The organism is Clostridium sp. YIM B02500 (assembly GCF_022324665.1).
GTDB classification, from domain to species: Bacteria; Bacillota; Clostridia; order Clostridiales; family Clostridiaceae; genus Clostridium; species Clostridium beijerinckii.
This window is the reverse complement of the sequence record NZ_JAKGTE010000015.1, coordinates 25,191-39,470: the sequence shown is the minus strand read 5'-3', so window position 1 is coordinate 39,470 and position 14,280 is coordinate 25,191. Positions and strand designations below refer to the sequence as shown.

At 30.0% G+C, this 14,280-nt stretch carries 18 protein-coding genes; all 18 read right to left on the bottom strand.

Features of this window, described 5'->3' with window-relative positions; genetic code table 11:
- Window positions 1-11: 11 nt before the first annotated feature.
- Complete coding sequence (locus tag L1S46_RS13785; protein ID WP_236894877.1) at window positions 12-1,022, bottom strand: hypothetical protein; 1,011 nt, start codon at window positions 1,020-1,022, stop codon at window positions 12-14.
- Window positions 1,015-2,514 (bottom strand): phage portal protein, encoded by a 1,500-nt coding sequence (locus tag L1S46_RS13780; RefSeq protein WP_236894879.1) that lies wholly within the window; start codon window positions 2,512-2,514, stop codon window positions 1,015-1,017. The genes L1S46_RS13785 and L1S46_RS13780 overlap by 8 nt, the downstream gene beginning before the upstream one ends.
- A complete protein-coding gene (locus tag L1S46_RS13775) occupies window positions 2,505-3,917 on the bottom strand; it encodes a terminase B (protein WP_236894881.1) in 1,413 nt (470 codons plus the stop codon). The genes L1S46_RS13780 and L1S46_RS13775 overlap by 10 nt, the downstream gene beginning before the upstream one ends.
- On the bottom strand, window positions 3,910-4,719 hold the full coding sequence (gene terS, locus L1S46_RS13770; RefSeq protein ID WP_236894883.1) for a phage terminase small subunit: 810 nt from the start codon (window positions 4,717-4,719) through the stop codon (window positions 3,910-3,912). The genes L1S46_RS13775 and terS overlap by 8 nt, the downstream gene beginning before the upstream one ends.
- Before the next feature lie 136 nt (window positions 4,720-4,855).
- Window positions 4,856-5,545, bottom strand: a complete 690-nt coding sequence (locus tag L1S46_RS13765) for a cell wall-binding protein (RefSeq protein ID WP_236894885.1) — start codon at window positions 5,543-5,545, stop codon at window positions 4,856-4,858.
- Window positions 5,546-5,635: 90 nt separating this feature from the next.
- The gene (locus L1S46_RS13760) at window positions 5,636-6,019 is read right to left on the bottom strand and encodes a hypothetical protein (RefSeq protein ID WP_236894886.1); all 384 of its coding nucleotides are present in this window, start codon (window positions 6,017-6,019) and stop codon (window positions 5,636-5,638) included.
- Window positions 6,020-6,078: 59 nt separating this feature from the next.
- The gene (locus L1S46_RS13755; protein ID WP_236894887.1) at window positions 6,079-6,390 is read right to left on the bottom strand and encodes a hypothetical protein; all 312 of its coding nucleotides are present in this window, start codon (window positions 6,388-6,390) and stop codon (window positions 6,079-6,081) included.
- Window positions 6,391-6,470: 80 nt separating this feature from the next.
- The gene (locus tag L1S46_RS13750; protein WP_238900265.1) at window positions 6,471-7,703 is read right to left on the bottom strand and encodes a DNA modification methylase; all 1,233 of its coding nucleotides are present in this window, start codon (window positions 7,701-7,703) and stop codon (window positions 6,471-6,473) included.
- Between the two features lie 294 nt (window positions 7,704-7,997).
- Entirely contained in the window at window positions 7,998-9,287 is a 1,290-nt protein-coding gene (locus L1S46_RS13745; RefSeq protein ID WP_236894889.1) for a hypothetical protein, read from the bottom strand.
- 403 nt (window positions 9,288-9,690) lie between these two features.
- Window positions 9,691-10,194 carry a hypothetical protein gene (locus L1S46_RS13740; RefSeq protein ID WP_236894890.1) on the bottom strand — a complete coding sequence of 168 codons (504 nt, stop codon included), beginning with the start codon at window positions 10,192-10,194 and terminating at the stop codon, window positions 9,691-9,693.
- Between the two features lie 126 nt (window positions 10,195-10,320).
- Window positions 10,321-10,842: a hypothetical protein gene (locus L1S46_RS13735; RefSeq protein ID WP_236894891.1), complete on the bottom strand. Its 522-nt coding sequence runs from the start codon at window positions 10,840-10,842 to the stop codon at window positions 10,321-10,323.
- A 111-nt stretch (window positions 10,843-10,953) separates the two neighbouring features.
- Window positions 10,954-11,121 carry a hypothetical protein gene (locus tag L1S46_RS13730; protein ID WP_236894893.1) on the bottom strand — a complete coding sequence of 56 codons (168 nt, stop codon included), beginning with the start codon at window positions 11,119-11,121 and terminating at the stop codon, window positions 10,954-10,956.
- Window positions 11,122-11,197: 76 nt separating this feature from the next.
- Window positions 11,198-11,842 carry a putative metallopeptidase gene (locus tag L1S46_RS13725; RefSeq protein WP_236894895.1) on the bottom strand — a complete coding sequence of 215 codons (645 nt, stop codon included), beginning with the start codon at window positions 11,840-11,842 and terminating at the stop codon, window positions 11,198-11,200.
- 3 nt (window positions 11,843-11,845) lie between these two features.
- On the bottom strand, window positions 11,846-12,274 hold the full coding sequence (locus tag L1S46_RS13720; protein WP_236894897.1) for a DUF1064 domain-containing protein: 429 nt from the start codon (window positions 12,272-12,274) through the stop codon (window positions 11,846-11,848).
- Between the two features lie 15 nt (window positions 12,275-12,289).
- A complete protein-coding gene (locus L1S46_RS13715) occupies window positions 12,290-12,502 on the bottom strand; it encodes a hypothetical protein (protein WP_173711735.1) in 213 nt (70 codons plus the stop codon).
- Window positions 12,502-12,639, bottom strand: a complete 138-nt coding sequence (locus L1S46_RS13710) for a transcriptional regulator (protein WP_236894899.1) — start codon at window positions 12,637-12,639, stop codon at window positions 12,502-12,504. Before L1S46_RS13710 ends, L1S46_RS13715 begins: the two co-directional genes overlap by 1 nt.
- 15 nt (window positions 12,640-12,654) lie before the next feature.
- Window positions 12,655-13,422, bottom strand: coding sequence for a hypothetical protein (locus L1S46_RS13705; protein ID WP_236894901.1), 768 nt, complete (start codon window positions 13,420-13,422; stop codon window positions 12,655-12,657).
- Window positions 13,415-14,275, bottom strand: coding sequence for a Lin1244/Lin1753 domain-containing protein (locus L1S46_RS13700; RefSeq protein WP_236894903.1), 861 nt, complete (start codon window positions 14,273-14,275; stop codon window positions 13,415-13,417). Before L1S46_RS13700 ends, L1S46_RS13705 begins: the two co-directional genes overlap by 8 nt.
- Window positions 14,276-14,280 lie beyond the last annotated feature (5 nt).

Sequence of the window (14,280 nt, the reverse complement as noted above, 5' to 3'; positions counted from 1 at the left end):
AACCTAACTTATTAGATATTATTCATTTTTTTATAAACATCTTGATACCATCTTTCAATACTAGGCTCACTTGTTGGGTCCTTATCCCAACTCTTTAACCTTTGAACAAAATCTTCTGGTCTTTCATTTACTGTAGTTGTTATACATAAGCAATTAGGATGAAATGGATATATCGGTGCATCGTCTATAGGATAAACACCTATACCTAATCCATGTTTATCAGTACCAGTAATATCATCACATACATCCGGTTTTGGATGTGATGCTGAAAGTATATATTTAACTCCTCTACAACTTGGACTAACTTTGGCTGCTGATAAAGTAGCTTCACCGAAAGCTGATGTCATTTCAGTTCTCGCAAGTCTTAAAGCTTCGTAACTCACATCACTTGGTACTCTATTTCCCATTCTAGCTATCATATTTGGATATTCTGATGCTAGTGTTTTCTTCCCTTTTAGTACATACTGTTCTAATGCTTTTGCAGTTTTAGTACAATCTTGACCTTCTACTACTGCTGCTTCAATTATATCGGCCATATTCTTTCTATACTTTTGAGCTTTGGACCATATTCTATCTGAAAGATATAAACTATTTTGTGTTCGACTCCATATCGCTTCTACTGCTCTTTCATTTACTCTAAAATATACTTTATTTATATTAGATGCAGTTATTTTATTTAAGCCGGACTTTCCTATAACATCTATCGTAATTGCTTTTGAGTATCCTGTAGCAGCTTCTATATTTTCTCTAGTGTACTTTTCAAAATTAATGGTGAGTTGACCATTTAAATTATCCTCAGCTTTTTTTAAAGCATTATATATCTGCTGTAACTTTTTCTTACTTATAGGAGAAAGTCCTCCCTTTTTTAATTCTTTAGATATATTTCTAGTAAGCTTTATATATAGGTCTCTAATTTCTATATCTTGCCTTAGTCTTAAATCTATAAACTTTTTTCTAGCTTGTAACGCCCATGTTTTATAATCTCCAGCTATTGATTTTAATTCATCAATTTCTTTACTCATCTTTATCAACCTTACCTATTTCATTTTCTATGTCATCCTTCTCATCCTCCAATCCTCCAGCATCATCAAGCCTATATCTAAGCATCTTAGTCTTTATTATCTTTTCTCTTTCTCCTACTATCTCTGGATCATCGCTTATGTAGTCACTCATTGTATCAATATATTTAGATAAAAAGTTCACAGCTGCTTCTTCACTAATAAAGTTGCCTGCTAAAGCTTTATCTAAGGCATTACATACTTTTTCAAGAGTCTCAGCAAGTTCTTTATCATCCTTAGAATTAACTTCATCCCATCCCAAAGTAACACTATACGAAGTAAAATTAACTCCTACAGATTTAGCAGACATAATTAAAATCATTCTGGCTAGTGTTTGCCACTGTTCTGTAAACTGCTCTCTCTTGCGCCTTATTTTATTAACCATTATTGGCATTTGTTCCTTTACACTAGCTAATGCACTTGGAGTATGAACTCCAAATATAAATTCTGGTGTTTCTGATACATCTACTATACAGTAGAATAAAAGTTTTAATAATATTTGTGCATCTCCTGTAGCGCTATTAACCTCTACAAATGAAGCATCCTCTCCTTCGGTTAAAAATAATATTTCATGGCCATCAAGATTTACTTTACCTCCATCTTTTGCAAATTTTACTGGATCCTCTACACCAAAGTTATTTCTTAAAAATCCTGCTACATCTTTAAGCTTTATTTTAAGCTTAGGTGTGCTATGCATTTTACTTCCTTTAAGTGCATGCATCATAACATCATGGTAAGCTTTTAAAAGTGGCTCTATAGGTTCAATATCTGACTGCCCAAACTTCATTGTTTCATCCGGTTCATTCTTAAAATGTACTATGGGAACAAAGCCCCATGGATTTTGTGTTTCACCTGGTTCCATTCCTTCTGGAATATCCCCATCAACCTCAATGATTCTCTTTTCTGCAGTTATAACTTGTCTAATCTTAGCTTTCTTTTTATTTCCCTCTAAATCTGTCCATTCTTGCTCACTTTTTAAGACATAGGCTATAGGTTCTTTAGTTGTTGAATCTAAAATTATATCATCTACTTCTTCAGGGGGAATTATATTGTACATTAGCATTACTGGTTTATCTGGATACAAAGGATTTTCTTTTTCCTCTCTGGTAATCCATATATAACAATCTCCTAGTTTTAAAGCATTGCTATGGGTCCTTAACATTTTTGAAGTATTATCTAGTATAAAGTCATCTAATATTGGCTGTGCATTTTCATCTTCTGTAATAAAATGTGGTACTCCCATAAACCCTACTGCACTATTTATAATAGGTTTTACAAATGAGCTTCCCAATTTATAATCATCTTTTGTATTATTGTAGAGCTGCCTAGCCACTTCATAGTTAACTTTGCTTGAATTTAAAGAATAAACTCCACAATAAGAACCACCTTCTGACCTCATCATTTCTCCACTAGGTTTCTTCTTAAAGAAACTACTAATAAATGATTTTAACCCCATATTCGCCCTCCTTTCAGTAAAGATAAATCACTAATTCCATTCTCAGCAAACGAATATATAACAGCGTCTGCTAAGTCTGGTGATTCTCCTATTCTCTTTTTCATTTCCTCTTTCTTCTCAAGATCTATCCTTCCCTTAGAATCTATTCTGAACTTTCTGTTAGATAGCTGTTTAATGAGCTTATCATTATTCGGTAGTTCTATTGTGGATTCTTTACCTTGTACAAAGTTAGTAAAATTCTCTTCAAGGATATCTCTCATATTTCCCCACATCTCGGCTGATTTATCAGAATAATGCTCTTCATCATTAGCTTTAGATCCATTCTTGATTGGCATTACTTCATATCCTAATCCTTCTTGTCTTATGACTTCCTTTAATCTATCAGTTACACCTCCACCAAGACCATCATCATCAACTCTTATTTTTACTTTGTTAATATGTTTATACTCATTCTTGAATTTATCTGTGGCCCTTAATATATTACCTGTAGTCTCCATGGTATCTTTTTTAGTGTATGTCAATAAATCAAATACTTTATTGCCTATTCTAGGAGCTATAACTGATTCATCATTACCAAATCTAGCTATATCGGCGCCTATATGTAGAGTAAAGTTATTATGAATATTATTAATCTTTGTTATTGTAGCTGTCTCTGCATACTCAAGACTAATAAGAGAATCACTTTCTCCTTTAGGAAACTCACCCTCAACTCTGACTCTCCACACATCAGAACCTTCATGATATTTTCTTTTTAGCATTTCTATATTATCTTTACTAGTTCTTGGACTCTCCAGTGATGATACTTTAAATGTTTTATATAAATCTCTATCTCTATTATGGCTATCATAAAAAGTTCCAGATGTTCTTGTTGGGTTACCACACATAAGCAGCTTATTTTCATATCCTGTTAATGTTCCCAATATAGCCTCCATGATAGGATCAGCTACACCAGATGCTTCATCAACTACAAACAACATATAATCTTCATGGAAACCTTGCATATTCTCAGGTCTAGTAGCAGTCTTAGCAGTAGCCCACCAACGTTCACTATAGCCTTTCATATAGATTTTGGTTTTGGTCCATTCTAATAGATTCTCTATTTTACTACTGGCTAACCACTTAGATATTTCAGCCCATAGTACATCATAAAGCTGCTGTCTAGTTGGAGCTGTTGCAATAACTTTAGGAAATGGCCTAGTACATAAATACCAAGTAACAACTATACTCTCTAATCCAGTTTTTCCTACACCTTGGCCAGAACGCACACTTACTTTAGGACTTTGAGCCAAAGCCATTAGGACATCACTTTGCCATTTGTCAGCATGAAAATTCATCATATCCTCTGCGAACCACACCGGATTATCCCAATATGTATCTAGTAAAGTTATTAATGATTTATCCATTATTATCACGTCTCTTTGCTGCTATTTCTTGTATTGTATTTGCCCATAACTTAGCTTCATCAGTTTTATTATTACCGCCAGAGTTTTCTATATCAGCTTTTAGCTTATTAATCCTAAGCTTCTGTTCTTCAGTAGCCATATTCCAATTCTTATGTAGCATTTCATCATACTGTTTAATCTGACCTCTAAGTTCAGCCATGGCTCTACTTTGAGCATTAAGAAACGTGGCTTGTCTATCCCAAGCAAATTGAAATTCATACTCTATTTCATTAATTTCGCCATTGTCAGAGTAAGCTTCTTTTTTCTTTTTAATTTCTTTAATCATTTCATCTTTACTTTCAACATACATAATATTTTGAGCTCTTAGTATTGCCGCATATTGAATCTGAATATTCTCCCATAGAATATCTAGTGGATCTTTTTCACTAATAGCCTTGATAATTTCTAGAGTATCTTTAGGTAAATACTTTGAAAAAAATCCATGAACTTCTGCATTCTTATTTCCTGGTCGAGCCATTCTAGATTGCGTTTTGTAAATCAAACTATTTTTATTACTGCTAATAGCCTTAGTTTTATTGATATTACCTTTTTTATTTACATCATTATTCTTTGCAACGTTGCGTTTTTTACTTTCTGTTTTTTGCAACGTTGCATTATTTTTCCCATCCCAATTGCCTCTATTTTTCCAACTTCTAATAGTGCCTTCTGGAACATCTAACTCCTTCGATATGTCTATTAGTTTGAATCCTCTATCAAATAATTTCTTAGCCACTATTTGTTTTTCATTTGGTGCTCTAGCCATTCCTCACGTTCACCACCTCGCTTCACTTTATCTTCTTATTTTAATTATCCCAAAATAAAAAAGAGCATCATTTTCTGACACTCTTTTTATAGTATTTACTCTAAATAATTATAATTCAATTGTAAAAATAAGAAATTTATTCGAATGTAACAGTTTTTAACACCTCATTGAAAGAATCCATATTATCTGCACTTGAAGTATCCTTCGCTCTAGTAAGAGAGAATATATATGCTTTATCATTATTGTAAAAAATCACTTGATGCATTTGTATTAGAAGATTTGATTCACTTTTATATTCATAATCTAATATATCTACTGTTTTGCCATTAATTATTTGTGTTGAAGCATTAACTTGGTTAATACCTAAAATTTTCTTTATACCTTCAATATTTGCATCTAAATAATCTTTACGCGTAAGACCTTGCATATTTAATGTTGCTGCAATTACATTTGTCCCTTTATTATCCAAACCATAAGCAGTAACCCCATTCACATTTACTTGTTTCCAAGTTGAAGGATATTTCACTGATACTCCTTGCAATGTTGTACCTACTGTAGACGGAAGTGAATATATATCCCAATATCCTTCACTATTCAAATAATATCCGTTAACATAACGATCATGAGCCATGTATCCATTATTCTGAAAGTAATACCACTTTGTATCCATTTTCTTCCATCCAGTATACCACGAGTTACCATCAGCATACCACCAGCCTACATTATCATGTTTCCACTCTGCGCTAGCAGCTACTGGACTTATAGCCAATGCTGAAGCTGTTATTAATAAACTGACCACTAGTTTTTTTAATTTAAAGTTTTTCATTATTATCTCCCCCTAAACATATATAATTTAATTTTACACTTTACATAATTTTTGTCAATTTTAATTAATATATGTAAAATAGGTAATAAATTAATTAAAGTTCGTTTTGTAATTACGCCACTTCCTTGGATTCCTATTTTTTAACCAAAAAATAATGGCATTAGTATCTGGTGGAACTTCCTTCTTAATCTTCTTTACTCTTGAAGTCTTTCCATCCTTACTAGCCACTATCTCAGTCTCTTCATATTCATATCCTAAAGCTCTTTTAATTAGCGCCTGCTCAACCTTATCCTCATAATACTCATTATTCTCTTCTATAATTTTCATGAGCTCTGGATAAGTATTTTTCCATTCATTTAGAGTTCCAACACTTATATTTAGCTTTTTAGCTAATTCAGCCTCAGTATATCCTTCTTTAGATAATTCTTTGGCTTCATCTAACTTCTTTTCATCAAATATATCTTTTCCTTTCACATTTTCACTCCCTTAGGAGTTTTCTTAGAAAACAAAAAAGCCCTTTAATTGAGCTTATCCTAACTCTCTATTGCAACATATCTTGGATATGTATATCCTTCTGAGTTTACTAATATTCCTTTTTTATTCTTAGCCTTTTTTATTCTTATACATAAAAATTCTCCTTTCTCATTTATACCTCCATCATCTTCTGTTATCCAAGGTTGATCCTTAGTGAGGTTCTCTATAAATTCTTTGTATCCTTTATCAGTTAATTCAATTTCTTTTGTTACTTGATACTCTATATCTCTTATTTCCCTTTCATTTGCTTTTTTCTTTAATCCTTTTAATTCCTTTAAGTTTAATACCTTATTTCCAAATAATGCTTTCATATTCAATACCTCCGTGTTCTTTCGTTAGTACATTAATCACTCTGAAACGCATTAATTGCAAGTCATTTTTATTAAACTAATCAAACTTCTGAATAAGGTATTTTCTCACCATCTCTTAATAAATAAACTTCATCTGATCCATATTTGTTTATATACCTAAAAACAATAACATCAGCATATTTTTTATCAACTTCCATGGTGTAGCATACTCTATTTAGCTCTGTAGCGGCCATTAAAGTAGATCCACTTCCACCAAATAAATCTATAACTAAATCATTTGGCTTACTACTATTTTTTATTGCCCTAGCACATAATGCTAAAGGTTTCATTGTAGGATGTTCAGCATTTCTAGTTGGTTTAGGTATTTCCCAAACTGTATCTTGTGTCCTATCATCAACAAAGTAGTGGGCTTTGCCTTCCTTCCATCCATAAAGAATAGGTTCATGCTTCCATTGATAATCTTGCCTTCCCATAACAAAAGCATTTTTAACCCAAATAATGCATTGAGCTAATTTAATGCCTGCTTCTCTAAATGTTCTCCTGAAGTTTTCACCTTCACTATCTGCATGACAAACATAAATAGGAGCTCCTTCTTCCATATTCTCATAATAATTATTGAATACTTTAGATAGGAACTCATAAAATTCATTCTGTGACATATTATCATTTTCTATAGTAAGTTTATCGGCTGTTGCACCTTCATAGTTTACATTGTAAGGCGGATCCGTAAATACAAGTTTTGCTTTTTCTCCATTCATCAATTTTTCTATATCTTCTTTTACTGTACTATCACCACACATTAATCTGTTTTTACCTAGCAGCCATATATCTCCTTTTTTACTTTTAGGCTCCTCTATATTCTCCAACTGCTCTTCAATATCAAACTCTTCATCTTCCTGGATCTCTTTAGGATTGTATTCATCCTCTAACTTTTCAAATTCACTTAAATCAAACCCAGTAAGCTCTAAATCATAGTCTTCAAGTTTTAATGATTCCATTTCTTTTAAAAGTGCTTCATAATTCCATGTTGCAAACTCTGAAGATTTATTATCCATTATCCTGAAAGCTTTAACTTGCTGTTCAGTAAGATCATCAGCTTTTATTACTGGAACAATTTCTAATCCTAATTTTACAGCCGCTTTATATCTTGTATGGCCTGCAATAATAATATTATCCTTGTCCACTATTATTGGAACCTTAAATCCAAATTCTTTAATACTTTCTGCAACCTTATCTACTGCAGCATCATTATTTCTTGGATTATTTTCATATTGAATAATTTCACTTATATTTATATTAACTACTGTTGTCATGTGTTATCTTCTCCTTTCATCGTTTGTAAAACACTTTTTTAACTCTTTATAGTTAAAGGAAATATAGAATAACTCAACAAATTTACAATGCCTTTTGCAATTTTCACGCTAATTTAGAGCCCGAGCAATTTTGCTTCTTTTTTACACAATTTCATATTAATTTCTATTTTCTTCTTACTACTTATGTGACAAATTTTCTTTCTGAATGTTATATCTTATTATTATAAAATAAAAAAGAACTCATAAGAGTTCTTTGCAATTCTTAAATATACATAATCTTTAATATCTTTTATTTTAACCAACCTTAATTAACTTTTGCTCTAACTTTACTTGTCCAACTTTAAGATAGTGAACCCCTTCCGTAGTATATTCTTCTATTGAATAAAATGTTGTATAATTATTTCCAAAAATATCCTTATATTTTATTTTAATTTCTCTTATTTTCCCTTCTATATTTTCATCAAAAAACTCTGGCGTGAATGTAGAATAATTTTTAATAATCTTATCTTTAGTAAATATGTTTTTATATATTACTTCATTATTTCTTCCGTCACATAGTTCAAAATAAATGCAAATATCTGTGGCTATTCCTAAACCTACATTTTGTATTTCAAATAATTCAACATGATTTATATTAACTTTTCCAATGGCTAACCTATATTCCAAAGGATATATAGTACTAAGATCTCTTTCATTAAAGATCAACAAAGGCTTGTTTCTTTTTACATCCTCAAGATAATCTTTCGTATGTATATATTGGTTATTTTCGTCTTGTATCCTTCGTGTTTCCCTCAAATTTTCTTCTTGGTGTTTTCTTGCTTGTCTAGTGGTAATCACAACAGCAACAAGTGTACCAATACCACCAAATATGCCACCTAAATAGCTTCCAAAAAAAGAGGCCCATCCATCATTAGTAGCTTTTGAAAAGAAATTATTATTTATAATTAAATATTGAATTACGATTGGTACTAGTACAAAGGCTATTAATGCTGAAACAATTATTATCTTTTTATATTTTTTCAAAAATGAATTTTCTGAATAATCACTTGTAGATTGATTATCCTTAATATTTTCACTCAAAATGTCATCTCCCCTTATAAGTTCTTCCAATACACTAATATAAATACTATAACATTCAAATTCTTTTTCTTTTCTTATAAGAAGAAAGCTAAAAACAAAAAGAACAACTAAACAATAAACACTAAACACTATTTTAATGACATTATTCTTATCCATCAAATTGCTATTATTTATTAATGATATTTGAAAAGTATTACTCAAAATATTTTGTAATTTAGCAACATATACTGTTTGATCGCTAGTTTTGCTACATATATCTATTGCTGAAGAAACTAGAATTGGTAAGATTGCAGCAAAAATCCCTATAAGAATTGATACATATGGCGTTTTTTTATCTTCTATTATCATTTTAGCTCTTTCAAGTTCCATATTTATATAATTTTTATTTGCATATCTTTTATTTTGTTTTACAATTTCTTTTATATCTTCTTTCAACTCTAAATATTTATTATGATTATTCAAATCAAACATTTTTAAAAGCACATTATTATATTTTTTACTCATTATCCACCTCTTTTATGTAATTATACAAAATGTCCCAAAATATAGCAAATAAAACATTTATTTTATTAAATACGAACTTAACACTACCTCTTAAATATCATAAAAAAGACTCGTATTATGCTAAGCCTCTTTTTAAAATAGGGTGGTATTGAAAATTTATAAAATCTTTAAAACTTCCTATAATACAATTTTATCATTTCAATTTTAAAGAATAATTCTACTTTTATTCGAAAATTATTCCATAAAAACAAATATTCTTTATTTATAATAAAAAGTATCACACTTTAGTTTAATGTGACACTTTTAATCTAAAATCGTTCATTAAAATAGATAAAAATTTTAAAGTTATTATTATCTTGAAAGATATTATTTTCTTTTATTCTTTCTGTCAACATTTGTTTTGTCAATTTCTTTTTAAAAAATCTTTGATTCTATCTTCCATAACCATAACATCAAGTTCATTAAAAATTTCTATTTGTGTATGTATTTCTTTGTCAACTTTCTTATCTATCTCTTTTGCTGTTCGTAAATTATCACGATATTCTATTACAGAAATAACTAATGTTAACATAAATATATTTAAATTTATTCTATCAATTTTTTCAGGCATGAATAATGAAATTGCTTGTGGCAAAGATGCAATTACTAATGTAAGATATGTGTGTGCCTTTATATAATAATTATAATACTCGTTTAACAAATTCTCCAATTTATTTTTGTCAATAAATTCACATTTAACCTCATTTACTAATTGATATTTTGATGTAAAAATTTTATTCATTACTTTAATTACATACAGACTTGATATTTTCCCTTGAAATATTATTAATACTAATAATATTACATAAAAAATGTTATAATATTTTGAAGCCATTATACTATTCATTATGCTAACGTAGTATTCCATAATTTATCTCCCTTATTTTTATCATTGTGAATTATTTTAAATCCATCATATATTATATTCTTTCGAATATTTATATTATTTCTTTATGCTGGCACTTCATCCAATTTATCGGTCTAGTCTAAAATATCATATAACTCTTCCCCAATGATCAAAGTCTGCTATTAACCCAATCAACTTCCACTTCTTTTTATTAATTTGAGATTGAGTCAAGTGAAGTATATATCCGATCTTTTGTTCACTATATCCCTTCTTATATTTTAGCTCTAATAATTGTTGAGCTTCTCCTTTTATGAGTTCTATTGCATCACCAATAAATCTATAATCTAATTCTATTTGATCTATTTGTTCAAGTACTTTTTCCTTTTCAAATTCTTTATCATTTAATCTCTCAATTTTATATTCTGTAACTTTAACAATTTCTCTTTCAGCATAACTTGTACACTTACATGAACTTTGTACATGTTCTTCATAAGATATCACTTTTATATTTGGCTCTATACTTACATTACATGATTTTAAATCTTCTCTAATTTTATCTATTTGATTATTTAAAATCTTTAACCTAGTATTTAATGACTTTATAAGCTTATCTTTTTTATAATAACTATAAATCCTATTTTCTGTTTCTTTAAAATGCTCTTTATCCATGCTTTCCCCCTCCTTGAATATTATTGATATTATCTTCAAAATCAAATATAATGAGTGTAGGTTGTGGGAGCGAAAGCTCTCTTTTTATTTATCTATAATTATTTGCAAATGCTATATTAATCCTTTTTCTTGTGCCTTTTTATATGTCATAGATTCTTTATTCATATCCATAAGTGACAACATTCTTGCTTTAAGCTTTAGTGGCGTTACTTCTTTCCCCTCGCTTTGCAATTCAAATAATGCAACCACCGCATAAGCTATAGCTTCATAATTTCCCATATTCTTTCTCCTTTCTATGCTATATTGAGTTGACTTGTACAGCTATTTAGATAACTATACAATCAACTCATAAAATCTATCTTGCTATGGACTTAAAATCAATTACTCCCAAGTTATCAAATAAGCTAATTTGTTTCTCAGTTCTTAATAACTTTTCCCATTCTTCAAAATCATCGTCCAATATGTTTTTTAATGTTGATTTTGTGTCAGACCACTCTCTACCAAAAGTTGCAACTATATTGCTCCAATCTTCAATATTATGTTTTCTTATACTATCATCTGAAATATCGATATGAAGTAACTCATGATAAATTAGGAGTATCAATCTTTCTATATCCATATGAGATGTATAGTAGTTTCTGGTCTCTATAATATACTTATATCCCAAGTATTCAGTAAGATCTTTATTTGCTCTTTTAATCCTTGCTTTCCAGTTATATTTGGCTCCTCCTGGTTCCCATTCCATATCTTCAATGAAAAGTATTTCCTCAACTATTACCCCTTCTAACTCTTCAAATTTAGAAACTAGCCTCATTGCTATAGGCGCATAAGCATAATTCTTTATCCAACATTTCTCTCCATACTTTGCGTTGTTTAATGCTATTGAATGATGTATTCTACCTGCATCATCATGATGTGTCCATTGGACGTTATATTCTGATGCATTAATATCTTCTACCATTTCTCCTGAATCTTGATCTATTATCGATATTTTAAACATTTTCTAAGCCTCCTTAGATTTCTTATTTTTTGCTCTAATCTTTTTTAATTCAAAGTAATCAACAAATCCGTATTTATCACCGTACTTTAGATTTCTTGCTAGCCAAGTTAATTTCTTATCTTTATAGAAATAATTAAATAGCTTGTACCTTAATTCTCCCTGCTGCGTTGAAAATCCCTTAATATCTATTAACTCTTCTGATCCATCGATGTGGTATATTAAAAAATCTGGTGTATAAGTCATAGCCTTAAAAGTCTTTCCTTGTTTCTTAAAACCAGGTATCAATACAAACTTAGGTTGCATCTCAAAATTTAAAATCTCATCGTTAGCTCTTCTTATTAGTAATGCCCGATAATATCTACTCTCATCTATTGAATCAAATGTATATCCGTCTACTGTTACTTTCCTTGATTTATACTTTGTAATAGCCATAAAATTCTCCTTTGCTTAGTACCACTCAACTTTATTTCCTATCCTATAAACTCTTATCCAATCTTTATTCTTAAACGAAATTTTAATAGCAGTTTTCCTATCTGCTCCGTTAGGAAGCTCTATGCTTTTATCAAGTGGCTCATATCCAACAATTGTTTTTCTCCACTCAATACTTGATAATTCATAATACTTCTCAAAAATCTTATGCATTTCTAATGCGTTATTCATTATTTATTCAACCTCCTTTGGACTCTCATCATACTTTCAAAACTAAAGTTTTTAGCTTGTTTTTGTCCTTCTAATTTCTTCTTTCTTTTTAACTCAATATCCCTTACTGTTTTCTCTCTCCATTCTTGCGGTGTCATTTTTATCCCCCATTTCTAAGATATTTTCTTAACGCACTTGTAATAAAAGGCTGTATGTTTATGGTTCCAAACTACATTTACCGTTTCACCATTGTTGTAAATGCTAGTTATATTTCCTATCTGATGACCATCGTAATTAAACTCAACTTTATCACCAATCTGTAGATTTCCTAATTCATTTTCATCGTTCTTAAATTCAGTATCTTCGTTCACACTTTTTGTAATATTTCTATATATTTCCGTAACATTGTTAGCAAAATCCGTACTTTTATTAGCCATTTCTGTGATAAATAGTTCATTATCGTGATATCTAGGTTTCTGTTGGTATTCTAATACCCAACCACGTTGATTTATAACAATTGTTTTCCCAGAAAATGTTATGATTATATTGGCATCACCTTTACGCTTAATATATTGATTTACATGCATGTCCTCTAACTTTTTAAGCTGCATACTATTAATCTCTTTATCCTTATTTACAACTAGAATTTCATCTGCCGGCATTAATTCCATGTCTTTCTTTAACTCTAATTCCTGTATTCCACCTGGATTAAAATATAATGTTTTATCCTCAAGTTCTACTAGCAAAGCTCCACATACTTGTTTAACTATTCTTACTGCAACAGAACTGTATAAGTTAATAATCTCAGCAAACTTATTGTCATTTCCCTTAGATTTGATTATAGATACTGGCTTTAACTTTTCTCTAGGTTCTTGTGGTTTTACAAATTCTAAATCAAATATACTTACTTGACCTGGAATAATATCATTTTTATCAATCATCATCCCACCCCAATAACCTTTTCTCTAATTTGTCATAGTCATATTCCCTAGGCTCAAAGTTGTTAAACTTTAAAACCTTGACGTTATCTTTACTGTAAGTAGGAATATAGTTTTTTCCTTTATCTCTCCAATTCTCTAAAACACGTTGAACATATTTTAAATTTCTAGCTCCATTAGTAGTTGCTATTTCAAGAGCTTCTTTAGTCCACTCAAAACTAAAGTCATTTACCAATACTTCTAGTTGTTCTTTTGTAAAATTATTAATCGTACCAAAACCACAATTCTCATAAACGAAGAATATATTATTATCTACTTTACTTTCTTTTACTTTATTTTTATTTACTTTACTTTTCTTTGTGTCATTAATCTCAGATTTACTTGAGTTATTCTCGGATTTATTCGAGTTATTCTCAGATTTATTTGGATTTGGGCTCACTTTAATAAAGCTTTGAGTCTCATTTTTTTCTAAAAGCCAAAACTTTGTTATTTCCACAGCCCTTTTAGAAGCTCTAGATTTAATAGCTTCTTGAAATCTGCGCTGTATTCCGATGGAGGTTAAGACCTTGTCCGACTTGAAAAGTGTATCGTCAAACAGTGACCGTTCAAGTAAGAAGTTCATAATCTGCCTAATCTTCTCATAACTCATATTAAGATCATCTGATATGATATATAAAAAATCATCATCAGTTTCTAAATAGTATCCGTTACTTTTATATACTTCGCATAAGAGATACATGTATAATGTAATCCCATCTGCTCCGTATCTTGATTTCAATATTTTAATTTTTCTATCTGAGAAAAAATCCACATCAAAAGGAAAGTAAGATAAGCCTTCTTTTACTGGTCTTGCCATAAGCC